This is a genomic window from Gemmatimonadota bacterium, from assembly GCA_016719105.1.
In the GTDB taxonomy this organism is placed as follows: Bacteria; Gemmatimonadota; Gemmatimonadetes; order Gemmatimonadales; family Gemmatimonadaceae; genus SCN-70-22.
Genome location: JADKAQ010000028.1, coordinates 1 through 25,304, shown reverse-complemented (window position 1 = coordinate 25,304; position 25,304 = coordinate 1). Strand labels below are relative to the sequence as shown.

Here is a 25,304-nt window from a genome sequence, read left to right as displayed (position 1 = left end):
GCGCGCCGCGGTCCGTGCGCTCGTCATCGGTCAGTGATGGCGCGAGCCGTCCGCGTGGTTGCGGCCGCACCGGAGGGGCGACTGCACCTCGCCAGCGCACCGACGATGCAGCGGGCGTCAGGCCGCGGCAAGCCGACGCGAGCGGACTCGGCAAGGCCCGGCGAAATCGACGGCGTGCAGCGCCGCGTCACGTAGCGCCGACGTGCAGCGTCCGCGTCACGTGGCGCCGACGGTTCCGGCACCGTACTCTTTCGTTCCCCCTATCGCCGGGGAACGCACCCGCCAGCGTGTCCCCGCCTCGCCTGCAGATGGCCGTCGCCTGCCTCCCGGCGCGGTGGCGTCATCTCGGCGCACCCTGCGGCCCTGCACGGCACCCGTGATACGCGCGTCGCGCCTGAGGTGCGCTCGCGACACGGCTCGGCAAAAGCACCATCCGCCAGCCGCAACGCACCATCGACAGCGTCGTCTCCTCGACCGCAACGCCAACGGGCGCCGCGACACCGGCGAGCCGGGGGTGCCGGGCGTCGCCGTCTCGGACCAGGACTCGGTTGTCGTCACCGGCGCCGACGGCGTCTACCGCCTGACGAGTGCCCTGCGCACCGGAATCGTCTTTGCCAGCGTCCCCGACGGCTACCGCAACACGGGGGCGTTCTGGGCAACGGTGGTCGATGGCGCGACGACGGTCGACTTCGCTCTACAGCGTGCGCCGGCCCGTGGTGGTCGCCTGACCTTCGTCCACGCCTCCGACACCCATCGCCCCGGCGTCGGTGGGCGCATGCGCGCCTGCGCGCCCTCGTCGACTCGCTGCGCCCCGACTTCGTCCTCATCACCGGCGACCTGGTGCGATGCGCTTCGGGTGGGGGAGGTCGAAGCGCGCGGTTACTACGACCTCTTTCAGGAGCAGGTCGCGCCCGTGCAGGTTCCGCTCTACACCGTCCCGGGCAATCACGAGATCTTCGGCATCGAGCGCGACCGCTCCGGCGTCGCCGCCGATCACCCGCTCTACGGCCGCACGATGTACCGCCACTATCGCGGCCCCGACTACTACTCGTTCAATGCCGGCGGCGTCCACTTCGTCGCCCTCAACACGGTCGACATCGACGACACGCGCTACTATGGCCACGTCGACTCGTTGCAGCTGGCGTGGCTCGAGCGCGACCTGGCCGTCGTCCCGTCCGGCACCTCGTGGTGACCTTCAACCACATCCCGTTCTTCACACCGCCGTCGAGATGATCAACGCTTCAACGACGCCCGCCCGCTCCCAGCGTGATCACGGTCAACGGGAAGGCCGCCTTCCGCCACACCGTCTCCAACGCGCGCGACGTCATCGCGCGCGTCGCCCCGCATCCGTATCCGCTCGCCCTCGCCGGTCACATGCACGTCCGCGAACTCCTGCGCTACCCCGGCATCGCCACGCGCTTCGATCAGGGAGCGGCGATCGTTGGAGCCAGCGGCGGTCCATTGATGAAGTTCCCCTCCGGTATCACCCTGTACTCCATCTCTCGCTCGATCGTCGGCGAGGGACGCTTCATCCCCCTCGGTATCGACGCCACCGCGTCCTCGCGCTAACCTCGCATCGGCGCTCCGCACCGCGCCCGGCCAGGCCGCGCGCTCCCGTCTCCCGTCTCCCGTCTCCCGTCTCCCAATGCCCACTCCTCGTCGTCGTTTCCTCGGCCTGCTCGGCGGCGCCTCGATCCTCGGCGTGACCGGCGCCCCGTCCCTCCTGCACGCCGCCGCACCGCGCCTCGTGGAGCCGGCACCCCGTCACGATCGACCAGACGAGCACCCGCTGCCGATCACCGAAACGTGGGACATGAGCTGGACCGATCGCGTGAAGGGGAAGTACCGCGCCGTCTTCGATTCGCCCGAGATCGCCGACGGCGCCGCCCTCGTGCGTGCGATCGCCTGGTGCGACATGTACAAGGAGGTCTACGGCACCGAGCGGGCCGAAATGTCTCCCGTCGTCGTCTTCCGCCACTCGGCCATCGACCTGATCATGAAGGACGAGTACTGGGCGCGCTACGAAGTGGGGAAGGACAACAAGCTGCGCACGAATGAAGGGAAGAAGTGGCGTCTCACCAATCCCGTGAGCGGCGAGTCGGCCGGGAGCGACGAACGGGCGAAGAAGTACACGGTGGAAACGTTTCTCACGAGCGGAGGAACGGTCCTCGCCTGCGGCTGGGCCTTCCGCTTCGTGGCGTCGCGCATCGCGAAGAAGGACAGGATCGAGAACGCCGAGGCACGCAAGCGCGCGACCGAGCTGATGATCCCCGGAATCATCATCCAACCGAACGGCATTTTCGCCTGCCTTCGCGCGCAGGAAGCCGGCTGCCACTACATCATGGCCAGCTAGGCAATCGGGCGGGCTCTTCCTCTTGCACACCGGAGTGCATACGAAATATTGCGGGACCTCCCCTCCCACCGTATTTCGCCGTCCCCTCCGCGGATGCAGGAGCGCTTTCACATGTCCGGAGCCCTCGCCCGACTGGCCCCCGCCGGTGCACGAGTCGTCCTCGCCCTGGCAGTGGGCGTCCTGGTCCTGACGCCGGAAGTCGGCGCGCAGCAGCAGGGTGGAGCGCGCACGAACGGCACTCGCCGCCCCGCCCCCACCACGCGCGCCGAGTCGCTGTACGTCAGCGCCGATCCCGCCGATCACTCGACGCGCGATTGGGCTGAAGACATCAAAGAACCGCGAAGCGATCGACAGTACCTACGCGGTCCGCAGCGCGGGGTGATGGACTTCAAGAAGATCACCTACCGCTCGCCGGTGGGTGACATGGACATCCCGGCCTTCCTCTTCCAGCCGCTCAACAAGCGCGGCACCAAGGGGCACGCCGCGATGATCTGGGTGCATGGCGGCGTGCACTCCTCGTGGGGGGCGACGATGCTGCCGTTCGTGAAGGAGGCGGTCGAGCGCGGCTATGTCGTCATCGCCCCGGACTATCGCGGAAGCACTGGCTACGGCGAGGGCGCACTAGCGCGCGATCGACTACGGGGCCAAGGAAGTCGACGACGTCTACGGCGCCTACGACTATCTCAAGACGCTACCGCACGTCGACGCCGAGCGGGTGGGGGTGATGGGATGGAGCCACGGCGGCTTCATCACCGCGCACCTCCTGTTCCGCGGCGAGACGCCGCTCAAGGCCGGCGCCGCGATCGTCCCGGTCACCAACCTCGTCTTCCGTTTGGGTTACAAGGGGCCGCGCTACCAGCGCGACTTCTCCACGCAGCCCGGGCTGCGCGGGCTCCCGCACGAGAAGCAGGAGGAGTACATCAAGCGCTCGCCGCTGTATTCGGTCGAGAAGCTGCAGCGCCCCATCCTCGTACATGTGGCCACCAACGACGAGGACGTGAACTACGTCGAGGACCAGCAGATCGTCTGGAAGCTGCGCGCCCTCAAGCCCGACCTTGCCGAAACGAAGGTCTACGTCGACCCCGCCCCCTGGGGCGCTTCGGTGGGCCACGCCTTCAGCCGACGCGTCGACTCCAAGACGCTGGAGCGCGTCGACTCGCCCGAGCAGATCGACTCGTGGAACCGCACCTGGACCTTCTTCGAGTGGAACCTGCGTCCCTATCTCGACCTCTCGAAGCCGCAGCCGCCGCTCCGCACGCGGTAGGAGGCGAACGCGTGCGGCCCGACGGGTGGCCGCGCGCTGGCGCACCTGCACCTGACGGCGGATCGCGGCACGTCCCACGCGACTTGCCATGATTGCCGCTGCTTCGAAATCCTGTGTACCGCTGCCATCCCCGACTTCCTGTTCGACCCTCCCTCCCCCCACCTGACGCACCAGGAGGAGCTACATGTCCAGAGATGTGCTTCGATCACTCGCACGGTCATTGTTGTCGACCGGCCTCGCGCTCGTCGTCGCCTCGCCTCTGGCCGCACAGGCCACCGGCTCGGTACGCGGGCGCGTCATCGTGGAAGGGGCTAATCGCCCGCTCCCCCAGGCCCAGGTGGGTGTGGTGGGGACCGCGATCGGCGCCCAGACCAACGAGAACGGCGAGTACCGGCTCAGCAATGTGCCCGCTGGCCCGCGCACGATTCGTGTCGTGCGCCTCGGCTTCGCCCCCGCGTCGGCCCAGGTGAACGTCGCCGCCGGCGAGACGGCGACGCTCGACTTCGTCATACGCGAGGCGCCGGTGGCGCTGGAGCAGGTGGTGGTCACGGCGACGGGTGACGTGCGCCGCAAGGAGATCACCAACTCCATGGCGACGATCTCCGCCGAGCAGATCCAGAACGCCCCTGTTGCCAACGCGCAGCAACTCCTCTCGGCGCAGACGCCGGGGGTGACCGTGCTGGCTAACTCCGGACAGCCTGGTGCCGGCGGCCAGATCCGCCTGCGCGGCAACAACTCCATCTCGCAGGACAACAATCCCATCATCTACGTCGACGGCGTCCGTATCTTCAGCGGCGTCTCGCCGACGGTGACCAACGCGCGCCAGACCATCAACCCGTTCAACGACATTCGCTCGGAAGACATCGAGCGAGTGGAAGTCGTGAAGGGGGCGGCGGCAACGACGTTGTACGGCACCGAGGCGTCGGGCGGCGTGATCCAGATCTTCACCAAGCGCGGGCGTGCCGGGAAGCCGCAGTGGTCGCTCGACCTCACCGGCGGGACCAACGACCTGGACTACCTCAAGGTCGATGGCGACCCCACGGCCGTCTACCTCAAGGATTGTCAGGGGCCCGAGTTGTTCGGAATCGACATCGTGCCGACGAGCGCGACGTTCGGGCAGGACGTGAAGTTCGAGGACGCCACCTGCCCGTCGCGCGGCAAGTGGATTCGCACCGGGGCGGTGCAGAAGGCGGCGATGTCGGTGGCGGGTGGCAGCGACATCGCGCAGTACTTCCTGGCCGGCAACCTCTCCAATGAAGAGGGGGCGCTCGAGTCCAACGAGTACACCACGGGTGGCTTCCGCGGCAACTTCGCCTTCCGCCCGTTCCAGAAGCTCGAGCTGTCGCTCAACTCGTCGTACCAGCGGGGCGACCAGGACTGGATTGCCGACGGCAACCTGGCCAACGGCTTCCTGCTGAACGTGGCGCGTGGCACGGCGGGCAACTACCGCGGCGCCGGGTGCGTGCAGACGGGGGTCATCTGCATGAACAACGATGCGGCGCTCACCATCGGCACCAAGACGAAGACGGATCACTACATCTCCGGCTTCACGATGAACTACTCGCCGATCGAGGCGTGGACCAATCGCCTCTCGGTCGGCTTCGACTACAACAACGTCGAGAATCGTTCCGTCATCCCGTTCGGCCACCTGCGCAACGCGGTGGGGCAGCTCACGCAGGCCAACTGGGTGCGGCAGTTCCTCTCGGTCGACTACGCCTCGACCTACAAGAAGGACTTCCGTGGCAGCATCACCACCTCGACGTCGGTGGGCGGGCAGCTCTTCCAGGACAACCTGAGCAGCACCGCGGTGACGGCCGACGAGTTCTCCGGCCCGGGTGACCCGGTCATCACGAGCGCCGCGCGCCGCACGGTCGGCACCGATACGCGCCGCCGCGTGGTGAACGCGGGGCTCTTTTTCCAGGAGCAGATCGGCTGGAACGACCGCGCCTTCCTCACGTTAGGCATGCGCGTCGACGGCAACAGCGCCTTCGGCAAGGACTTCGGTCTGCAGTGGTATCCCAAGGTCGGCTTTGCGTACGCCCTCTCCGACCATGAGTGGTGGCCGAAGAACACGATCGAGACGTTCAAGCTGCGCACCGCCATCGGCGAGTCGGGCAAGGCGCCGGGAGCCTTCGACGCCGTGCGCACCTGGGATCCGATCGCGGGCGACGAAGCCAAGCCGGGCTTTTCGCCTAACCAGTTGGGCAACCCGAACCTGGGCCCCGAGCGTACGCGCGAAGCCGAAGTCGGGCTCGAGGCCAGCGCCTTCGCCGGTCGCTTCTCGGTCGACATGACGTACTTCAACACCACCACGTCCGACGCGCTCATCCAGGTGCGGTATCCTCCCAGCCAGGGCTTCCTCAACCGGCAGCTCGAGAACATCGGCGAGGTCCAGAACTCCGGGCTCGAGGTCAAGTTCGACGCCGGGCTCGTGCGGCGCTCCAACTTCGACTGGCGTGGGCGCGTGAACTTCACGCACCTCAAGAGCGAAGCCACCGACCTCGGCGACGAGCCGCTCATCGCGGTGGGCGGGAGCTTCACCGAGGTGCGCGTGGGCTACCCGGTCACCTCGCTCTTCGCCCGCAAGATCCTCAACGCGGACAAGTTCGAGGCGCCGGTGCGCTCCGACACCAACATGTACATCGGCCCCACCTGGCCCACCAACATCATGGGCTTCGGCACCACGCTCACCCTGTTCGACAAGCTCACCATCGACGGGTTGGGTGAGTTCCAGAAGGGGGCTACAACATCAACTACGTCGGTTACCAGAACGCCATTCGTGGCAACTGGCGTCCGTGCTACGCCAACCAGCGCGCCATCATCGCCGCGGCCAAGGGCGATGCCAGCGCCTTGAACGGCATCAACGCCTCGACCGCACGCGCTGCGGCTACAACACGACGCAGAACCTGGCCGACGCCTGGATCGAGAAGATCGACTTTTTCCGCCTGCGCTACGTGACGCTGTCGTATCGCGTGCCGGCCAAGTGGATTCCCGGGTCGCGCGGCGGCACGCTCAGCCTCGCCGGGCGCAACCTCTTCCTGAGCACCGACTACAACGGCCTCGACCCCGAGTCGTCGGACCAGGCCGACAGCCAGGTGGGGCGGCGCGAGTACTACACGCTGCCGCAGCTGCGCTCGTTCTCTGTTTCCTTCCGGACCAACTGGTAACCTCAACCGAGGATCACACACGATGCAGTGGAATCGAATCGTGCGACGCGCCTCGGCGACCGTCGCAATCACCACCCTGGCGACCACCGCCGGCTGCAACTTCTTCGACGTCTCCAACCCCGGCCCCATCGCCGACGACAACCTGAATGTCCCGACGGCCATGACCGGGCTCGTGACCGGGATGGCGTTCGACCTCTCGCGCGCGTATGACGTCGTCGCGCAGGGGGCGGCGATCATGTCCGACGACCTGTACCACTCCGGGAGCTACGGCCCGGGCGAGGGGCTCTGGAACCGCGGCATCATCCGCCCCGAGGACATCAACGGGCACTGGGGCGGGATGCACCGCTCGCGCTGGGTAGCGGAGCAGGGGATCGTGCGCATGAAGGAGGTGCTCGGCACCGCCTACGACACGTCGCCGCTCGCCGCGCGCGCCAACATCTATGCCGGGCTCTCCAATCGCTTGTTAGGCGAACTGACGTGCAACTCGGTCATCGACGGCGGCCCGTCGGGCGACCACAAGGTGCACTTCCAGCGGGCCGAGGCGCAGTTCACCGAGGCCATTCGCATCGCGAACACGCTCACCGGCGCCATCAAGGACTCGCTCCTGCGCGTAGCCTCGGGCGGTCGCGCCTCGGTGCGCGCCTGGCAGAACAACTGGACGGCGGCGGTGACCGATGCCTCGGTCGTCCCCACGGCCTACGTCTTCGTGGCGCCGTTCTCCGACCAATACCACGGCCGAGAACAACGATCTGGCGTTCGAGACGATCACGCGCTCGGAGTTCACCGTCTTCAACACGCAGTGGGCCACGGTGCGTGACCCGCGTGTGCCGTGGGACACGGTGCGTACGACCAGCGGCGCGCTGGCGGTGGGTCAGGATGGGCGCACGACCTTCTTCCGCCAGCGCAAGTACGCCACACTGGCCGCCGACATCCCGATCGTGAAGGGGACCGAGATGCTGCTGCTGCGTGCCGAAGCGGCGTTGCGCAACAACGACGTGGCCGGGGCGGTGACGCTCATCAACCAGGTGCGCGCGTTCCATAACACCACGTCGGCGCCGCTCCCGGCGCTCACCGGGATCACGACGGCGGCCCAGGCGTGGCCGGTGCTGCAGAAGGAGCGTGGCGCGACGTTGGGGCTCGAGGGGCGCCGCCGGTGGGACCGGCGCCGGTGGAACGCCGAGACGGGGCCGGCCAAGAACAGCTACATCGACACGCGCGACAAGTGCATCCCGATCTCGCTCAACGAGACGCAGTCCAACCCCAACCTGCGCGGCACCTGATCGCGCACAGGGAGGGCCACGCGCCGGACGATCGGCGCGTGGCCGCCCGGCCCGATCGTGACGTGCATGCCAGACATTGATGTGACGGTGATGGACCAGGAGCCTGGCAAGCATGACCACCGGGACGGCGCGGCCACAGGGCGCCGTCCCCGGTCGCGTTCGCTCCGCGCGGGGGGGGCACTGCTGGCCGCGTTGCACCTGCTCACGGCATGCTACACGTACGTCCCGCCCGCGACGGCGCCCGCGCCCGGTGTGGCGATTGCCCTCGACCTCACCGATGAGGGGCGCATCGCGCACACCGCCGCGTTAGGCCCGGGCATCCTGCGCGTGACGGGGGTGCTCAAGGGCATGGAGGGCGACCGCTACGTGCTCGACGTCGCCTCGGTCACCCCCATCCGCGGGCAGGAGCTCCCGGTGAGCGGGGTGCGGGTGACGCTGGGGACGCGTGACGTGACGGACGTGCGAGTGCGCACGCTCTCGAAGAAGCGCACCGCATGGGTGGTGGGAAGCGCCCTCGCGGTCGTGGTCACCTTCATCGTGACCAAGGGATTCCGGGCGGGGTCGACGCCCCCCGCCGACCCCGGTGGAGGTGGAGGGGCGGACCAGTATCGCGGGTCGGGGGGCGAATGATGCGTCGAGGGGCGGCGCTCGCGAGGCAGGCGGTGCTGGCGATGCTCGCGGGGCTCACGGCGTGCGGCGGTGGGGATTCGCCGGAGAGCACCGGTCCTTCGGCCCAAGCCGGATTGCAACTGACGGTGACCGGGCTGGTCGCGCTCGATCCGGTGTCACAGGGCGCTATGAGGCGTGGAGCCTCGACGCGGCCGGCGGCGCCACCCCCCTCGGCACGCTCGCCGTGAGCGGGACGAGCGGGACGCTCGACGTCGCCCTGCCGACGAACGAACCGGCGTCGATCGTGGTGACCGTGCAGACGCTCAAGGACCCGGCGGGATCGCCCTCCGCACATCGCCTGATGAAGGGCGAGTGGAAGGGGGGGCGCGCGACGCTGTCGGTGGAGAACGCGCTGACGCTGGGCAACCTCCCGCTCAAGCAGGTCCCGGGGCAGTTCACCATGTTCAGCCCCAGCGACAACTTCATGAACGGCTATCCGTCGTTTGAAGAATGCGGCGTGTGGCTGTTCAACATGGCCCCCCGGCAGACGCCGCAGAACGACCAGTGGGTGCGCCTGTCGCCGCTCACGCCGGGATGGACCTACGAAGGGTGGATGGTGCGCGACCATGGAAAGCCCGACGCCATCTGGCTTTCGTATGGCAAGTTCCTCCCTGACGCGTCGGGGGCGATCACGACACGCGACGACACCGGGTGGGGCCCCTTCTCCGGGGTCGAGGACTTCCAGACGGCGGGGGAGGAGGAGTTTCCCGGCGACGACTGGTTCTCCAACCCGTTAGGCTTCCCGTTCCCTTCCGTCCTGCGCCTCCCGCTCGACCTGCGCGAGAAGGACGCCACGGGCGGCTCGCGCTGGACCCACGTGATCACGGTCGAACCCATCGCCGACCAGGGCGAGCCGATCGGGAGCGAGCGCCCCTTCGCGATCCGGCCGTACCGCGACGACTTTGGTGATACGGCCCCCGGCACGCCGCGGACGATCACCTTCCGACCCGAGGGCGTCCCGCACGGCGACGCGGTGCGTCGATGAAACGGCGACGCGCTGGGGTCACCGGAACGCCGCGGCATGCGCCGCGCGTCCGGTGCGCGGTGCCGGCGACGATCGCCACATTGCTCCTGACGGTGCTCGGTTGTGCGGAACCGCACGTCACGCTGGCGCCACCTGTGGAGGCGGAGGCCGCCAACTGGCCGACCCTCGTCCTCCCGAGCGCCGGCGCACTCCGGCCTCCCGCGCCGCCTGCCGAGGGCTCGACGCAGGCGGCTCGGGAACTCGATGAGATCGTCGCGCTGCAACGCAGCGCGACGGCGGTGAGCGATTCGGTCCTTCGCCTGCATGAGGGTGACCCGACGAGCCTGTGGACCCGCACCGCGGTCGACCTCTTGGGCGTCTACTGGACCATCCTCCCCGACGTGCGCGTCGCCACCCCGGCGCGCTCGGCGCGGCTGATGGCGCTGCTGCATGCCGCGACGTACGACGCGGTGCTCGCGACGTGGGACGCCAAGTGGGCGTACCGTCGGCGCTCGCCGGCCGAGGCCAGTGACCGCGTGCGGTTGCGCGTGTCGGACGGCGCCGTGCCCAGCTATCCGAGTGAGCACGCGGCGGTGGCGGCGGCGGCACGAGCGATCCTGGCGGCGAACGCGCTTCCCGGTGACACCGCGCGCCTGCGGGCCTTGATGCGCGAGGCCGGCGAGGCACGCCTGGCGTCGGGGGCGGCGTATCGCAGCGACGTGGAGGCCGGATACGCGTTAGGCGAGGCGGTGGCGCGCCGCGTGCTGCAGCGTGCGGCGACCGACGGTGCCGACAAGGTGTGGGACGGCGTGATGCCGACCGGCGCCTATGTATGGCAGCCGACCCCAGCGCGCCGCGTGAAGGTTCCCTTCGACGCACTCGCCGGGACCTGGCAGACGTGGGTGATTCCGTCGGGGAGTGCTTTTCGTCCGCCGCCGTTTCCGGTGCCGGGGAGCGCGGCCTGGCTGGCGTCCATGAACGAACTGCGCATGCTCGCAGCTGGCGGGCGCACGGTGGTACAGATGGACCGTGCCCGCTTCTGGGCCACCGAGGCGCCGACCGCGCGCTGGGACCTGTTCGTGGAGGAAGAGCTGGCGCGTCGCCGCTGGAGCCTCCCGCGCGCGGCACGCGCGCGCGTGTGGGTGAGCATCGCGATGTACGACGCCTTCGTCGCCTGCTGGGACGCCAAGTTCCACTACTGGCTCGCCCGCCCCATCACGGTCGACCCGAGCCTGAACACGATCTTCTCGACACCGCCGTTCCCGTCGTACCCCTCCGGGCACTCGACCATCTCCAACGCGGCCGCGCAGGTGATGAACGCCCTCTTTCCGGAGAAGTCACGGGAGTGGGACGACCTGGCGCTGGAGGCGTCCAACTCGCGCGTGTGGTCGGGCGTGCACTATCGGTTCGACATCGAGGCGGGGGAGACGCTGGGCGCGACGGTCGGGAAGGCGGTGGTGGCGCGGATGCAGGGGGATGGGGTGCGGTAGCGGACGGCGCAGCCCGGCCGCTACCGGGTGATCTCGCATCCCCCATGGACCAACGTCCTACTGCACCCGCACTGTGAAGTTGTACGGCCCGAAGTCCTCGTGCTGCTCCTCCTTGTGGAACAGGGCGACCGACGCGTTGGTGGTCGCGTTGGAGGCCAGCCCGGTGGTGACCAGCGTGCCTGCGAACGCGCCGTTAGGCGTCCACGTGAGGTTGGCCGGCGTTGCCGGGGTGATCTTCAGGTCGAACTCGGCCGAAGTGATGAGGGTCTCCAGACTTCCGTCGGCGCGCTTCCACTGCGCCGCCACCGTCGATGTGCCCGCCGGCACCACGAGGTTCCCGGACGCCGCTCCCGTGGTTTTGTCGATCGTGATGGTGCTGCTCCCAACGGTGAGCGTCAGCGTCTGCACCTCCGGCTCGTCCTCGGGCTCGGTGGGATCGTCGGAGCAGGCGCCGACGACAAGCGTGGCGGCGAGAATGAGCGGGGTCACAAAGCGGCGAGCGACGAGCGTGGACAGCATGAGGAATTCTCCTGTGAGGTGAGGACGGCGAGGAAGATCGGCCCTGACGGCGGGGCAGGCGCTAGATCGTGAGACGGTAGAGCACCGACAGGTTGCGCCCCGCTTCGGGACGCACCGCCTTGATGCGCGAGAGGTGGTCGCGATACTCGCGATTGAAGGCGTTGTCGAACCGGAGCGTGATGGCGTGCAACTGCGAGTTGTGCACGAAGCGCAGGCCGGCGCCGAACGACGGGACGACGTAACCCGCCGTGGGATCCTCGAAGTCACCCAGGCGCTCCTGCTGTGTCGATCCCCTGAGTTGCCCGGAGACAAACCAGCGCGTGCGGTCATAGCGAACACCCGCCGAGCCATTGAGTGGCGGAACGAACGGCGGCTTGTCGGACGAGCCGATGAAGTAGCTCGTGTCGGGGGTGATGACGGGGATGGAGTCGCGCGCGCTCGTGAAATGCGCCTGTACGTACGAGGCGGTCACGTCGAACACGAGTGCCGGCGTGGCGCTCCACTCCACGCGTCCCTCGGCCCCGGCGAAGACTGCGTTCTCGTTGGTGAACTGGAAGCGCGGTCGTCCACCCTGGGCCCCGAGCTCGATGCGCCCACGGCTGGAGGGGAATACGTAGTTGTCGAGCAGGCTGCGGAAGACAGCGAATTCGGCGGACGTGCGATGCCGGTTCACTCGCACGAAGGCATCGACGCCGAGTCCCGTCTCGGCGCGCAACGAGGGATCCCCGACGTCGTACGAGTTGGCGGCCAGGTGCGGGCCGTTGGAGTACAGTTCGTCAAACTCGGGGCTGCGAAAGGCCCGACTCACACTCGTCCCCAGCCGTACGCCGTCGGCCACGCGCCAGAGCGCGCCGACCGAGCCGGCGAGCGCCCCGAACTGTCGGTCGCGCGTCGGGATGCGCGCACCGCCCACGTCGATGAAGGTGCGCTTGCGCGGCTCGTAGCGCGCAAACTCGTAGCGCCCGCCGAGCTGCAACGTGAGGGCCCCCCGCGTCATCTCCTCGACCGCGAAGAGTGCCGCGCCGTACGTGCGCGTGGACGGGGTCGACAGCGTGCCCCCGGTCTGGATGTCACGCCCCTGCACGCGCAGCCCCACCGCCCCGTTGCCGACGGCTCCGATGGGGCGATGGCGGGCGACGACTTCGGTCGTGAATTGCAGCTGGTCGAATCGCGTGCCCAGCGCACCGCTTGGCTCGAGTTCCGAGTGGCCGTAGTCGGACAGGGTGGCGGTGACGCGCAGGTTCTCCAGCGCCTTGCGGGCGACGTGCAGGTCGGCGTCGAGGCGCCCGGCGTGCCGGCGCATCACGATGTCCACGCCCGTGGCGTGCCCGCCGATGAACCCTCCCGGAATGCCGTAGTCGTTGGCATAGAAGCGATACGATCCGCCGACGTGCCCGCGTTCGCTTACGCGCGACAGCCCCGCGGCCAGGGTGTATTCGGCAACGCCCGTATTCACGAGGGGCCCCAGCGGGGTGCGCGTATTGCCGCTCCCGCGCGCGGAACCGTCGATGCGCAACGCGAGCGCCCCGCCACCTGAGACGGCACCGCCCACCGAGCCGTCACGATTGACCGACGATCCCTGTGCCGACAGGCTGGCGTGCATCCCGTCCACGCGCGACGTCGGGACCTCCTCGCGGATCACGTTCACCACGCCGCCTAACGCGGACGCCCCGTACAGCAGCGACATGGGACCGCGCACGACCTCGATGCGCTCGGCGGTGAGCGGTTCGATGGTGGTGGCGTGGTCGCCTGACATGGCCGAGAGGTCGCCCGGGCGCTGGCCGTCCTCGAGGATGACGATGCGGTCACCACCGAGCCCTCGGATCACTGGCCGCGCCGTGGACGGGGAGAGCGAGGAGACAGCGACGCCGGGGACATTCGCCAGTGAGGCTGCGACCGTCGTGCCCAGCGAGCGGTCGAGCGCCGCCCCCGAAAGCGATGTGGTAGGGCTCAGGACCTCTTCCCCCGGGCGCTCGGTGAGCGCGCCGGTCACCACACGTGTCTCGAGCTGAATGGCGGCCGGGGCGAGCACGATGCGCATTGTCGTGTCGCGCGCGGGGTCGATGACGCGGCGCTCGACGCGGTACCCCAGGCGCGACACTTCCAGCGTGACGCGCCCGATCGGCAGGTCCGGAAAGGCAAAGCGTCCGTCCACGTGTGTGTGCGTGAGGCGGTGCAGTTCGGCGACCTGTACACGAGCGGCGACCACGGGAAGCCCCGTTGCCGAATCGACCACGATTCCCGTCACCGGGCGCTGCGCCAGCAGGTGCGCCGGGCTGGCGACGAGCGCGGCGATGGCGACCAGCGAGACGATCGCGACGTGAGCGGAAGGGCGTCGCCGGATGGAGGTGCGCGCGGGAGGCAAGTGTGGAACGGGGAAGAGAAGCGAACAGCGACGCGTCGTCGCGCCGCAGAGTGCCATTTCCCGGTTCGTCTGGCGACAGAAGCCGAATGAGTGGTCGAAATCACCCCATGAACGGTCCCGACGCCCGACGAGCGTATCAGCGACCGGACGTGAGTCGGACACGGGGACGAACCGTTCGTGCGGCCACTCCGACCACTCACAGGGAACCGATGGCTCGGCGAGGCAGGGGACGGCACCGTCCGGCGCCAAGTGCGCGCCTGCGGCGTGCGATGCGACCCTCGCCGCGTGCCGTGCCGAGCGAGGCTGCGTTCTTCCCCTCTCTGTGACGAAATGCCCGCCTTGCTGCCGGAGCGCGATCGAGTCGATGGCCCGACGGTCCGCTGCCTCTCGATCATGCGTGAGCGATCGTATCCGCCACGAGTGGCGGCCCGACTCGCGCGCCTCTCCGGCGCGGCAGCGGCGCTGCTCGCCGGCGCGGCAGCCTCGCTGCTCGCGCAGGGGGACGATGCCGGGTCCGCGCGCGCGCGAACCTGGAGCGCGTCGACGACGTCTATCCCGCTCGTCGTCGATGGCCGACTGGACGAACGCGCGTGGACCGAGGCGCCGGCGATCCGCGGCTTTCGGCAGGTGGAACCGCAACAGGGCGCCTTCCTCGCACGCACTGAGGTGCGCGTCGTGGCCGACGCGCGATTCCTGTATGTCGCCTTCACCTGCCACGATTCGTTAGGCGCGGCGGGGATCCGTGTGCGTGACCTGCGCCGCGACTTCGACAGCCGCAACAATGACTTCGTCGGGGTCGTGATCGATCCGTTCGGGGATGGGCGCACGGCGGTGGGGATGGAAGTGACGCCCTGGGGGGCGATGCAGGACTTCCAGGTCTTCGATGGCGATGCCGCGACGCGCAACGAGGCGTGGGATGGGCCATGGCAGGCGCGGGCGGAGCGCACGGCGACGGGGTGGACGGCCGAGCTGGCCATCCCCTGGACGATGCTGCGGTATCCCGATCCCCCCGGGAACTTCCGCCTCAACTTCTACCGGCGCGCGCCGGACGAACGAGCTGAGCGCGTGGGGCGACTGGCCGCGCGCGCTCGACGCCTCGCGGCTCGAATACGGGGGCAGCTGGTGGGGATCTCGCCACCCGTGTCGCGAGGCGGGGTACGCGTGCGCCCGTTCGTGGTGGGGACCGACCGGCGCGCCACGCCGGGTTCGGTTGCGCCTGACGGGCGCGACCTGCAGGCCGGCGGGGAGCTGCTCTGGTCACCCACCCCCACGTCGCTCCTGGAGGCGACGATCAACACCGACTTCGCGCAGGCCGACGTGGACAACGAAGTCGTGAACCTGACGCGCTTCTCGGTCTTCTTTCCCGAACGCCGCCAGTTCTTCCTCGAGGCGGCATCGCTCTTCGAGGCCGGGACGTCAGGGGCATTGCAGGTGCGGCCGTTCTTCTCGCGCCGCATCGGACTGGCCGACGATGGAACGCCCGTGCCTGTGCGCGGTGGCCTTCGGTTCGTGCGGCAGGGTGCGGGGGTGACGATGGGAGGGCTGGTCCTGCACCAGGGGGCGTCGGCGGGGCTCGAGGGGAGCACCTTTGGTGCGCTACGCGTTTCGCGTCCCGTCGCGTCGCGGGGGCGGGTCGGGGCGCTGCTGGCCACGCGCACGGACCGCGCCGATTCCGGGGGGACGACGCACGACGTGGTCGGCGCGGTCGACGCCTTCTGGCGCTTCAACGATCGGCTCACGACCACATCCACGCTCTCGGTCAACGCCCCCGGGGGTGGGGGCGACCCTGGCGTTTCGGCGTCTGGTTCGCTCGACTATCGGTCGTCCACGTGGACGGCGCGACTCGCCGAAGTGCTCGTCAGCCGCAACTACGCCCCCCGGACGGGGTTCGTGTCGCGCACCGACGTCTTCATGCACCGTCCCATGCTGGGCTACGACTGGCGTCCGGCATGGCGTCCGCGCTGGTTGCGCACGTTCTACTGGTTCGCCGCGAGCGAGCTGTATACCGATCCCGACCTGCGGCGGTTGCAGGAGAGCTCGACCGAACTGTACGTGGATTTCCTCCTGGAGAATGGCGCGCTCTTCTATCCCGACGTGTACTTCGTCACGCAACGCCTTCCGGCACCATTCTCCCCGGTCCCGGGGGTGACCATTCCCGCAGGGGAGTACCAGTTCTGGCGGCCGAACGTGTACGTCGGGAGCGACCAGAGCCGACGCGTCAGTGCTGACGTGCGTGCCTACACCGGGCGCTTCTACGATCGCCTGCTGGACGAGGTCACCACCACCGCCAACGTCGTCGCCGACCCGCGGCTGGGCGTGCAGCTGTCCCACAACTACAACCGCTTTCGCGGCCAGGGCGAGCCGATCACGACACACGTGATGCGTGGCGTGCTGCGCGGGGCCGTGAACCCGCGCTTGCAGCTGTCGGGAACCTGGCAGTACAACTCGGCCCGGGGGCGCCAGTCGCTCAATGCGCGCCTGTCATGGGAGTACCGCCCCCTGTCGTTCCTCTACGTCATCCTGAACGATGCCCGCGCCGCGGGCCCCAACGAGGCACGCTTCAACGCCCCGGGGCGCGAGCTGCTGGTGAAGTGGGTCCACCTCGGCGGAAGGTGACCGCAGAGGCGGCGCCGCGGGCCCGAGGGTAGGCGCGGGACGGCGTCGGGCCACGAGGGGGTGTCCCGACGGCCGGGACTCGACGACCATTCATGGAGTCCGGACGACCGTTCGTTGGTCGCAGGTTCCCATCCGTGGGTCCGCGGTGGGATACTCCCACCCGCGAAGTCCCCTCACGCTCGCGTGGCATGCCCGAAATCGTCTCGCTGATCCACCTCACCGGCTTCGCCACCGGCATCGTGCTCTACGCGATGCTGGCGGTGATGACGTCGCGCGATCGGCGACGGCTGGCGGGGGAGCCCGAGTCGGTCCCGTCGCTCTCCCCCATCGCGGCGCTGCTGGGCCTCGTCTGGAACTGTGGGGCGATCGTCATCTACGGGGTACGCGACTTCGGCATGGGGGAGCCGGCCCGCTGGCTCGTCGCCATCGCCTTCTCGGCGCTCGGCTTCCTCCCCGCCGTGGTCGTGCACTCGTCGGTCCCCGCGGGGGCGAGGGGTTGGCGCCGGGGACCGGTCGTGCTTGCCTATGCGCTGAGCGGTGCCGCCGCCTTCCTCTTTGTTCGAGGGGGGAGCACCCCGTCGCTCCCGTCGCCGACAGCGCTCCTGCTGCTCACGGTGGGCTATCTCCTCCTGGTCACGCTGGTCGCGATCGGGATGGGGCGCGCCGCGGCGCGCCGTCGCACGGTGACGATCGTGGCGCTGGCGGCGTTTGCGGCGACGACCCTGCACCTGGGGCACGATGCCACGCAGGCCGACTCCTGGTGGACGGCGCTGTTCGGGCACCACGCCTCGATCCTCCTGGTCCTGGTGATCCTCTATCAGGACTATCGCTTTGCCTTCGCCGATCTCTTCCTCCGGCGGGCGATCTCGGTGACGGTGCTGGTGGTGGTTGCGGTCTTCTTGCATCTGACGGCGGCCGTTCCCCTCCTGCGTGCCACGCAGCAGCAGGGGGATGCGTCGTTGCTGGCCACCGCGGCGCTCATCGCGCTGTGGGTCGCCACGGCCCTGGCCTATCCGGCCATCTACCGGATGGCATCGCATCTGGTCGACCGGGTGATCCTCGACCGCGGCGACTACGCCTCGGTGCGCGGAGACGTTGCCGTGGCCACGTCGCGCGCGCAGGGGGAGGAGGACGCCGCCGAGCAGACGTGCGCCGCCCTGGCCCGCGCCCTCGGGACGCGCCGGGAGGGGGTGCAGTGGCGCTACGTGACCGACGCCAACTCGCCGGCGCATGCGCGGGTGGTCATCCCCTCGCAGGAGCGTGACCGGGCGCAGGTGCTCGTCCCCACGGCCGAGCGCCCCTTCGTCGCGATCGACATCGCCCCGCTTCCCGGAAGCCGCCGTCTCCTGTCCGACGAGATCGGGCTGCTCGAGTCGGTCGCCGGGGTCCTGGGGCGTCGCATCGACGTGCTGCGGGTGGCGCGCGAGCGCTTTGCCCGCGACCTGCGCGAACGCGAGATCCTGCAGCTGGCGGCCGAGTCCGAGCTCATGGCGCTGCGGGCGCAGCTCAACCCGCACTTCCTGTTCAACGCGCTCACCACGCTCGGCTACCTCATGCAGGCCGCCCCCGACCGGGCGTTAGGCGTGCTCTACCGCCTCACCGCGCTCCTGCGCGCCGTGTTGCGCGGTCCCACGCGCGAGTCGGTCCCGCTGGGGGAGGAGCTGGACATCGTGGCCGACTACCTCGCCATCGAGCACGAGCGCTTCCTCGAACGACTCACCGTGCGCGTCGACGTCCCTGCGGCGCTGCGCGAGCTGCTGGTGCCCCCGTTGCTGCTCCAGCCCGTGGTGGAGAACGCGGTGAAGCACGGAGTCTCGCCGCTCAAGCGCGGCGGCGAGGTCTCCGTCTCGGCGCGGTGCAGCGCACCGCAGGACGACGGGGCGGCCATGCTGCAGCTGACGGTTGCCGACACGGGGGCCGGCTGGCGCGAGGAACGGCGTCACGCCCCCACGGGGACCGGCGTGGGCCTGGCCAACCTGGAGCGCCGGCTCGACCGCATCTTCGGCCCCCGGGCCTCGCTGGCCATCAGCGGCGCCCCCGATCGCGGCACGACCGTCGTCATCACCATTCCCGTCGATGCGTCGGCGCTGGAGCCGGAGGCGTTGGCCGACGCCTCGGCCGCCCCCGCCGCGCGCCACGCCAGCTGAACCCACCGCCCCAGACATGAACGCTCGACAATCGCCGCGTCCCCTTCACCTCGACAGCCGCTTGCGCGTCGTCATTGCCGACGACGAGCGCCCGGCGCGCGCCTTTCTCTCCAACCTCCTCGCCTCGCACGGCGACGTGGAGATCGTGGGCGAGGCGACGACGGGGACGGAGGCGGTCGAGCTCATCCAGGACCTGCGCCCCGACCTCGCCCTCCTCGACCTCCAGATGCCGGAGCTCGACGGACTCGGCGTCGTGCGCCTGCTGCGCAAGGACGTGCTCCCCCTCGTCGCCTTCGTCACGGCCTTCGACGAGTATGCGGTCCAGGCCTTCGAGCTGGCGGCGATCGACTACCTCCTGAAGCCGGTCGACCCCGTCCGGTTGCGCCTGACGATCAATCGCGCCCTCGAGCGCCTCGAGCAGGCCGACTTCCGCCCCGCCGAGGCGTCGCGCCTCAAGGCGGTCGCCGAGGAGGTCGACCTCAGCGGGGCCCCCCGCTTCCTCCGTCGCATCCCGGTGCGCAAGAAGGACGACATCATCATCCTCCCGGTGGAGCAGATCGCGGCCATCGTCGCCGACGGCGAGCTGCTGCACCTGACGATGATCGCCGGCGAGCGGTTCACCATCACGTATCGCCTCAAGAACCTCGAGGCGCGCCTCGATCCGGCCAAGTTCGTGCGCCTGTCGCGCGGCACGCTGGCCAACGTCGACCTCATCCAGCGCATCTCGCCGATGCCGGGCGGCACGTACGTCGTGAACCTGCGGAACAACCTGCAGCTCCCCGTGAGCCGCCTGCGGGCGCGGGTGCTGCGCGACGAGCTGCTCCGGCTGTAGCAGGCCCTCACCGGGCGCCGGCGACCACCGGTGGCGCCCTACGGCCGTTCACCGGGCCGCACCGGCCACTCGCTGGATGGATGCTGCTCGTCGTTGGAGGGTATCCTACCTTCGCGGCTCCCTGCTTCCGGAGCCCCGCATGACCGCCACCGTTGCCCCCACGCCTGGTTCCCACGCCGCCGATGCGGCAGGCCAACGGACCGGCGCCGTGCTCGAAGCCCAGGGGCTCACCCGCCGGTTCGGCACCTTCACGGCGCTGCACCCGCTCGACCTCGCCATCGCACCGGGCGAGGTCTTCTGCCTGCTCGGCGCCAACGGGGCCGGCAAGTCGACGACGATCAATCTCTTCCTCAACTTCGTCGAACCGTCGGGAGGGCGCGCCCTCATCGAGGGGCTCGACGTGACGCAGCATCCGCTGGAGACCAAGCGCTACGTCGCCTACATCCCCGAGACGGTGATGCTCTACAAGAACCTCACCGGCCTCGAGAACCTCGACTACTTCGCCTCGCTCGCCACGGGACGCCGCCACGAACGCGACGAACTGCTGCAGTACCTCCTCCAGGCCGGGCTGCAGGTCGATGCGGTCGACAAGCGGGTCGGCGGCTACTCCAAGGGAATGCGACAGAAGGTCGGGATCGCCATTGCCCTCGCCAAGCGCGCGCGCGCCTTGCTGCTCGACGAGCCCACGTCGGGGCTCGACCCGAAGGCCTCCAACGAGTTCTCGGAACTGCTGTCGATGCTGCGCGAGCAGGGAGCGGCAATCCTGATGGCCACCCACGACCTCTTCCGGGCCAAGGAGTCGGGGACGCGGGTGGGGATGATGAAGCACGGGCGCCTCGTGCAGACGCTCAGTACCGCCGACATCGGCCACGCCGACCTGGAGCGGCTGTACCTCGAGCACATGCGCGACTGACGGGCGCGGCCCGAGCAGCCCGCCCCCCCCGTCATCCGATCACGTTCGCCCCCCTCGCGAGGACTCCATGATCGCCCGCATCGCCGCCAAGGAATTCACCGATACCCTCCGCGACGGCCGATTTCGCTGGTCGGCGGTCATCGTCGGGACGCTGCTGTGCGCCGCGTTAGGCGCCGGCGCCAGGCACTACACCGACGTCAAGGCGCAGCACGACCGTGCTGCATCCACCATGCGCGACTTCTGGGTCAACCAACCGGCCAAGAACCCGCACTCGGCGGCGCACTACGGACTGTGGGCCTTCAAGCCGCGCACGCTCCTCTCGCTGGTCGACCAGGGGGTCGACCCGTACGTGGGCGTCGCCGCGTACCTCGAGGCGCACAAGCAGAACGAGTTCCAGTTTCGCCCCGCCATGGATGCCACGGCGACGCAACGCTTCGGCCAGTGGACGGCGGCGACCATCATGCAACTCCTGCTCCCGCTCCTCATCGTCGTCCTCGCCTTTCCGGCCTTTGCCGGCGAGCGCGAGCAGGGAACGCTGCGCCAGCTCCTGAGCCTTGGGGTGCAGCCGGGAGCACTGGCGGCCGGGAAGGCACTCGGGGTGGCGTCGGCGTTAGGCGTCCTGCTCGTCCCGGCTGCCTTCCTCGGCGCTACGGCGCTCGTGCTCGCGTCGAGCGAGGGGGCGCTGGGCGGTGAGTGGCCGCGCATCGCGCTGATGGGGCTCACCTACACGGCGTACTTCACGGTCTTCGTGGCGGTGGCGCTCGCCGTGTCGGCGCGCACGCGGTCGTCGCGCGCCGCCCTCCTCGTCCTGCTCGCCTTCTGGGCCGCGAACTCGCTGGTCGCCCCGCGCGCCCTCTCCGACGTGGCGCGCCGGGTGTATCCCACCCCCTCGGCCTTCACCTTCGTCACCGCCCTCGACGCCGACCTCAAGAAGGGGCTCGACGGACACTCACCCGATGAGCGCACGGCACAGCTCCTCAAGGCGACGCTCGCGAAGTACAAGGTGAGTTCCGTCGACTCGCTGCCGATCAACTTCGACGCCATCTCCATGCAGCAGGCCGAGGAGGATGGTAACAAGGTGTTCGACCGGCATTACGGGGCGCTCTACGACACCTATCGCAAGCAGAACACCGTGCACCAGCTCGGGGCCGTGATCGCCCCGCTGATGGCGGTGCGATCGCTCTCCATGGGGCTGGCGGGGACCGACGTGGAGCACCATCAGGCCTTCGCCAACGCGGCCGAGCGGTACCGGCGCCGGCTGGTGAAGACGATGAACGAGAGCATGGCCGCCAATTCCCGCAGCGGCGACTTCTCGTACAAGGCCGATCCGTCGCTCTGGCGTGAGGTCCCTCCCTTCGAGTACGAGGGGCCCCCGATCGCGCAGGCGATGGCCATGCAGGCCCCGAGCCTCTGGCTCCTGGGCGGATGGCTCCTCGTCGCCCTGGTGTCCGTGGCCCGCACGCGATCGCTGCGGCTCGACTAACGGGCGTCTGCGCCCCTCACACGCCCCCACCGGGACCTGCCATGCTGCGATTTGCCGCCTTCGAGTGGCGCCTCCTGCGCGCCGACGCCACGCTCCGCCTCTTTGGCATCGTCCTGACGCTGCTGGCGGGCTACGCCCTGTTCAATGGAACGCGCTGGGTGGGCTTCCAACGCGAGACGATCGCCACGGTGCAGGAGGAGGAGCAGGCGCGGCTGGCGGAGCACCAGGCGACGATCGACCGACTGGCCGCGGGGGACTCGACAGGGATAAAGCCGTGGACCAACCCGGCCATCCCATCGGTGGCGGGGGGGACGCAGGCGACGCGGTACGCCGTGTTGCCGCCAGCGCCGCTGGCCGCCTTCGCCGTGGGGCAGAGCGACCTCTATCCGTACTACGCCCGCGTCTCCACGCGCACCAAGCAGACCTTCATCGTCAACGATGAAATCGAGAATCCGGTGAACCTGATGGCCGGGCGCTTCGACGTCGCCTTCGTCGTCATCTACGTCCTCCCGCTCCTCATCCTCGCGCTCAGCTACAACATCGTGTCGGCGGAACGCGAGCAGGGGACGCTCGATCTCGTGCTGTCGCAGCCGGTGGATGCTCGACGGGTGATCGGTGCGAAGCTCCTGGCGCGCATCGGCGTCGTGCTCGGGGTGACGCTGGCGCTGCTCCTGGTGGGGACGCTGGCGGGCGGTGCGTCGCTCGCCACCCCCGGGGCGCTGTCGCGCCTGGCGCTGTGGGCGGCGATCGTCTCGCTCTATGCGCTGTTCTGGTTTGGGGTGGCACTGGCCGTCAATGCTGCCGGCAAGTCCTCTGCGACCAACGCGGTCATCCTGCTGGGGGCCTGGCTGGCGGTCGTGGTCATCATCCCGTCGCTGTACAACGTCGCGGTCACCACCGCACGCCCGTCCCCGTCGCGCGTCGAACTCACGACGGCCCTGCGCGCCGCCACCAACGAGGCCACCGAACAGGGGAGCGTCCTGTTGCAGAAGTACTACCTCGACCATCCGGAAATGATGGCGGGTGGCGCCCCCGACATGGACAACTTCGCGGCCCGCAGCGTGGCGGTGCAGGAGGCGGTGGAGTCGAGCATGGCGCCGGCGCTTGCCGACTTCGACCAGCGCCTGGTGGCCCAGCAGGCACTGGCCGATCGCTTCCGCTTCGTCTCGCCGGCGTTGGTGCTGCAGGCGGCACTCTTCGATCTCTCCGGGACGAGCGTGCACCGGTATCGCTACTTCCAGGGCGAGGTCGATCGATTCCATGCGGCGTGGCGGGCGTGGTTCTTCCCGCGCATTTTCGCCAAGTCGACGCTCTCGGCCGCCGACTTCCGCGCGCTTCCCGCCTTCGAATTCGCCGAGGAGCCGGCATCGGTGGTGGCGGTGCGGGTGATGCCGGCGGTGGTGGGACTCCTGCTGCCGACATTGCTGCTGGCGGCACTCGCCTCCGGGGGGCTGCGTCGGCTGCGGCGCTAGCCTTCTCGACCCCATCCACCTCGTCGCCCTTCGCCGAGCCAGCGCGCGGCGGCGCTGGCTCGCTCGCGGGGAACCGGCGAAGGTCAGCGCGGCGCGGGGATGCCGATGGCGACCACCGGCTCCCCCGAGCGCACGGGCGGAGTGGCGGTGAACGCGATCACACGCCCGCTCACCGGCGCCTTCACCTCCGCCAGCTGCACGCCGAACAGGTCGTGGATCACGGCAATCCGCTCACCCTCGCGCACCGCCTGGTCGAGGGCGACCTCCACGCGCACGAGCCCACTCACCGGCGCCGTGGCCGTGCGAGACCCCGTCATGCGCAGGCGCCCACCACGCCCGGGGCGCCCGCGAAGCATCCCCATGCCACGCGCCACCCCAAGCACCGCCTGCAGCTGTCCGTTGACTGACGCGTCGTCCGTGCGGCCTAGCATCCCCCACTCGATCGTGAAGCCCGGGATGCGGTTGACCGCGGCGGTCATCGTGGTCGTCCCCGGGGGAGTGGGGACGGGGGTGGGCACCGGGGTCTCCAGCAGGAGCTCCAGCCCCGTGGCGATCGCCAGGGCGCGCACCCGCGCATCGTAGGCCGAGTCGCCGCTCACGCGCGTTGCCACGTAGGGGCGCAGCGCCTCGTTGGCGTCGCCGCAATGCAGGTCCAGGTAGGCGTCCGCCCGGCGGATGACTTCGGTGAAGACGACGTGCGCGGTGCGCTCGCTGAGCGAACCGTCGGCGCGCCCGGGGGAACATGCGATTGAGGTTGCGGCCGTCGGCGGGGGTGTAGTAGACGCCGCGCCCGAAGAACGAGACGGGATTGGTGGCGTGCACGATGACGATCGTCCCCGTCAGTTGCAGCGGGTCAACGGTCGTGGCGACCCGCTGGGCGGCGAGGATGGGCACGTACTCCCCGCCGTGTACCCCGGCGGTGATCGCCAGCGTCGGACCGGGGCGCGTGCCGCGCAGTACCGTCACGGGGAGGAGCACGGCGGTGTCGGCGCCGAGCGCGGGGACGGTGAGGTGCGTGCGGCACCGCGATCCCGCGTCGCACGATATCCCGGCGATCGTCGACGCGGACTGGGCGATCGCGGGGGTCGACCGGGGGAGCCCAGCGACCAGCAGCACCGCCGACCAGCGCAGGAAGTGCCGGGGGAGGCATCGTGCACGCAGATCGGGCCGCGAGGGGTGAGCGGGGGCAGGGGTACGCATCGATTCCTGGCGAGTGACCGGGATGAAACGGTGGAGATGGCGCGCGTTAGGTAACGGACGGACGCCGCCGGTCGCAACCGTGACTCATGAGTGGTCGTTTTCGAGCGATGAACGGCCGAACGCGCGCGGTGAGCGGAGCTGAACCGGACGTCGGCCACCGCGGGCGTACGCCGCGGCGGGCCATCGTGCGTTTGCAGCTGCCGGCGCCGGGCGCGGAGGGCGCCGGGCCATCCACGATTCGTCCGCGACCACTCATGGGTGTTCACGTGCCGTTCATGAGAAGGCGAGGGAATACCGGCGCGGTGGCGGCGAGATTCTCGCGCTCACCCTTCATCCCCCTGCCGTGTCTCACACGTTTCGGCGTGCCGCCGTGCCATTGCTCCTGGCGGCCCTCCTCGCCCTCGATTCGTCGGTCCTCGCGTCCCAGGAGACCGCTACCTCTGCCTGGCGCGTGAGCGGTCGCGTGGTCGATTCGCTCGGCGCGCCGCTGGCCGCCGCCACGCTGGCCCTCGCCGATGCCGAGGGACGCGAGGCGCGCACGCAATCCGGCGACGACGGCCGGTTTTCCGT

The 25,304-nt window shown here is 69.6% G+C and carries 22 protein-coding genes; 18 read left to right on the top strand and 4 right to left on the bottom strand.

All coding sequences use genetic code 11. The features are described from left to right. Positions 1–514: 514 nt before the first annotated feature. The 11 genes from IPN47_22300 (at position 515) to IPN47_22250 (ending at position 11,187) form a co-directional block, all read left to right on the top strand. The gene (locus tag IPN47_22300) at positions 515–1,192 is read left to right on the top strand and encodes a hypothetical protein (protein MBK9410729.1); all 678 of its coding nucleotides are present in this window, start codon (positions 515–517) and stop codon (positions 1,190–1,192) included. Between the two features lie 74 nt (positions 1,193–1,266). Then, positions 1,267–1,569 carry a hypothetical protein gene (locus IPN47_22295; protein ID MBK9410728.1) on the top strand — a complete coding sequence of 101 codons (303 nt, stop codon included), beginning with the start codon at positions 1,267–1,269 and terminating at the stop codon, positions 1,567–1,569. A gap of 76 nt (positions 1,570–1,645) precedes the next feature. Then, positions 1,646–2,353 carry a hypothetical protein gene (locus IPN47_22290; GenBank protein MBK9410727.1) on the top strand — a complete coding sequence of 236 codons (708 nt, stop codon included), beginning with the start codon at positions 1,646–1,648 and terminating at the stop codon, positions 2,351–2,353. A 631-nt stretch (positions 2,354–2,984) separates the two neighbouring features. Continuing rightward, positions 2,985–3,617 carry a prolyl oligopeptidase family serine peptidase gene (locus IPN47_22285; GenBank protein ID MBK9410726.1) on the top strand — a complete coding sequence of 211 codons (633 nt, stop codon included), beginning with the start codon at positions 2,985–2,987 and terminating at the stop codon, positions 3,615–3,617. A gap of 184 nt (positions 3,618–3,801) precedes the next feature. Further along, the gene (locus IPN47_22280) at positions 3,802–6,471 is read left to right on the top strand and encodes a SusC/RagA family TonB-linked outer membrane protein (GenBank protein MBK9410725.1); all 2,670 of its coding nucleotides are present in this window, start codon (positions 3,802–3,804) and stop codon (positions 6,469–6,471) included. Then, positions 6,413–6,784, top strand: coding sequence for a hypothetical protein (locus IPN47_22275; protein ID MBK9410724.1), 372 nt, complete (start codon positions 6,413–6,415; stop codon positions 6,782–6,784). Before IPN47_22280 ends, IPN47_22275 begins: the two co-directional genes overlap by 59 nt. A 22-nt stretch (positions 6,785–6,806) precedes the next feature. Next, complete coding sequence (locus tag IPN47_22270; protein ID MBK9410723.1) at positions 6,807–7,601, top strand: hypothetical protein; 795 nt, start codon at positions 6,807–6,809, stop codon at positions 7,599–7,601. A gap of 22 nt (positions 7,602–7,623) precedes the next feature. Then, positions 7,624–8,064, top strand: coding sequence for a RagB/SusD family nutrient uptake outer membrane protein (locus tag IPN47_22265; GenBank protein ID MBK9410722.1), 441 nt, complete (start codon positions 7,624–7,626; stop codon positions 8,062–8,064). A gap of 66 nt (positions 8,065–8,130) precedes the next feature. After that, positions 8,131–8,694: a hypothetical protein gene (locus tag IPN47_22260; GenBank protein ID MBK9410721.1), complete on the top strand. Its 564-nt coding sequence runs from the start codon at positions 8,131–8,133 to the stop codon at positions 8,692–8,694. 223 nt (positions 8,695–8,917) lie between these two features. Further along, positions 8,918–9,718 carry a hypothetical protein gene (locus tag IPN47_22255; protein ID MBK9410720.1) on the top strand — a complete coding sequence of 267 codons (801 nt, stop codon included), beginning with the start codon at positions 8,918–8,920 and terminating at the stop codon, positions 9,716–9,718. Beyond that, positions 9,715–11,187 carry a phosphatase PAP2 family protein gene (locus IPN47_22250; protein MBK9410719.1) on the top strand — a complete coding sequence of 491 codons (1,473 nt, stop codon included), beginning with the start codon at positions 9,715–9,717 and terminating at the stop codon, positions 11,185–11,187. The genes IPN47_22255 and IPN47_22250 overlap by 4 nt, the downstream gene beginning before the upstream one ends. Before the next feature lie 57 nt (positions 11,188–11,244). Here IPN47_22250 and IPN47_22245 read toward each other — a convergent pair whose 3' ends face one another. Next, positions 11,245–11,706 (bottom strand): hypothetical protein, encoded by a 462-nt coding sequence (locus IPN47_22245; GenBank protein ID MBK9410718.1) that lies wholly within the window; start codon positions 11,704–11,706, stop codon positions 11,245–11,247. A 61-nt stretch (positions 11,707–11,767) separates the two neighbouring features. Further along, positions 11,768–14,071, bottom strand: a complete 2,304-nt coding sequence (locus tag IPN47_22240) for a TonB-dependent receptor (GenBank protein MBK9410717.1) — start codon at positions 14,069–14,071, stop codon at positions 11,768–11,770. A 393-nt stretch (positions 14,072–14,464) separates the two neighbouring features. On the opposite strand from IPN47_22240, the gene IPN47_22235 reads away from it, so the two are divergent. The 6 genes from IPN47_22235 to IPN47_22210 all read left to right on the top strand — a co-directional run bounded on the left by IPN47_22235 (position 14,465) and on the right by IPN47_22210 (position 23,534). Further along, positions 14,465–16,687: a carbohydrate binding family 9 domain-containing protein gene (locus IPN47_22235; protein MBK9410716.1), complete on the top strand. Its 2,223-nt coding sequence runs from the start codon at positions 14,465–14,467 to the stop codon at positions 16,685–16,687. 188 nt (positions 16,688–16,875) lie between these two features. Further along, positions 16,876–18,834 carry a histidine kinase gene (locus IPN47_22230; protein ID MBK9410715.1) on the top strand — a complete coding sequence of 653 codons (1,959 nt, stop codon included), beginning with the start codon at positions 16,876–16,878 and terminating at the stop codon, positions 18,832–18,834. Positions 18,835–18,895: 61 nt separating this feature from the next. Continuing rightward, complete coding sequence (locus IPN47_22225) at positions 18,896–19,666, top strand: response regulator (protein MBK9410714.1); 771 nt, start codon at positions 18,896–18,898, stop codon at positions 19,664–19,666. A gap of 208 nt (positions 19,667–19,874) precedes the next feature. Then, positions 19,875–20,579 (top strand): ABC transporter ATP-binding protein, encoded by a 705-nt coding sequence (locus IPN47_22220; GenBank protein MBK9410713.1) that lies wholly within the window; start codon positions 19,875–19,877, stop codon positions 20,577–20,579. 67 nt (positions 20,580–20,646) lie between these two features. After that, entirely contained in the window at positions 20,647–22,062 is a 1,416-nt protein-coding gene (locus IPN47_22215) for a DUF3526 domain-containing protein (protein MBK9410712.1), read from the top strand. Positions 22,063–22,103: 41 nt separating this feature from the next. Further along, positions 22,104–23,534 carry a DUF3526 domain-containing protein gene (locus tag IPN47_22210; protein ID MBK9410711.1) on the top strand — a complete coding sequence of 477 codons (1,431 nt, stop codon included), beginning with the start codon at positions 22,104–22,106 and terminating at the stop codon, positions 23,532–23,534. Positions 23,535–23,617: 83 nt separating this feature from the next. On the opposite strand, the gene IPN47_22205 is transcribed toward IPN47_22210, so the two are convergent. Both IPN47_22205 and IPN47_22200 read right to left on the bottom strand, forming a co-directional pair. Next, the gene (locus IPN47_22205; protein ID MBK9410710.1) at positions 23,618–23,803 is read right to left on the bottom strand and encodes a hypothetical protein; all 186 of its coding nucleotides are present in this window, start codon (positions 23,801–23,803) and stop codon (positions 23,618–23,620) included. Further along, positions 23,766–24,650 carry a succinylglutamate desuccinylase/aspartoacylase family protein gene (locus IPN47_22200; protein ID MBK9410709.1) on the bottom strand — a complete coding sequence of 295 codons (885 nt, stop codon included), beginning with the start codon at positions 24,648–24,650 and terminating at the stop codon, positions 23,766–23,768. The genes IPN47_22205 and IPN47_22200 overlap by 38 nt, the downstream gene beginning before the upstream one ends. A gap of 427 nt (positions 24,651–25,077) precedes the next feature. Between IPN47_22200 and IPN47_22195 the strand changes: the two genes are divergently transcribed. Beyond that, a partial coding sequence (locus IPN47_22195; GenBank protein ID MBK9410708.1) for a carboxypeptidase regulatory-like domain-containing protein occupies positions 25,078–25,304 on the top strand: 227 nt, incomplete at its 3' end.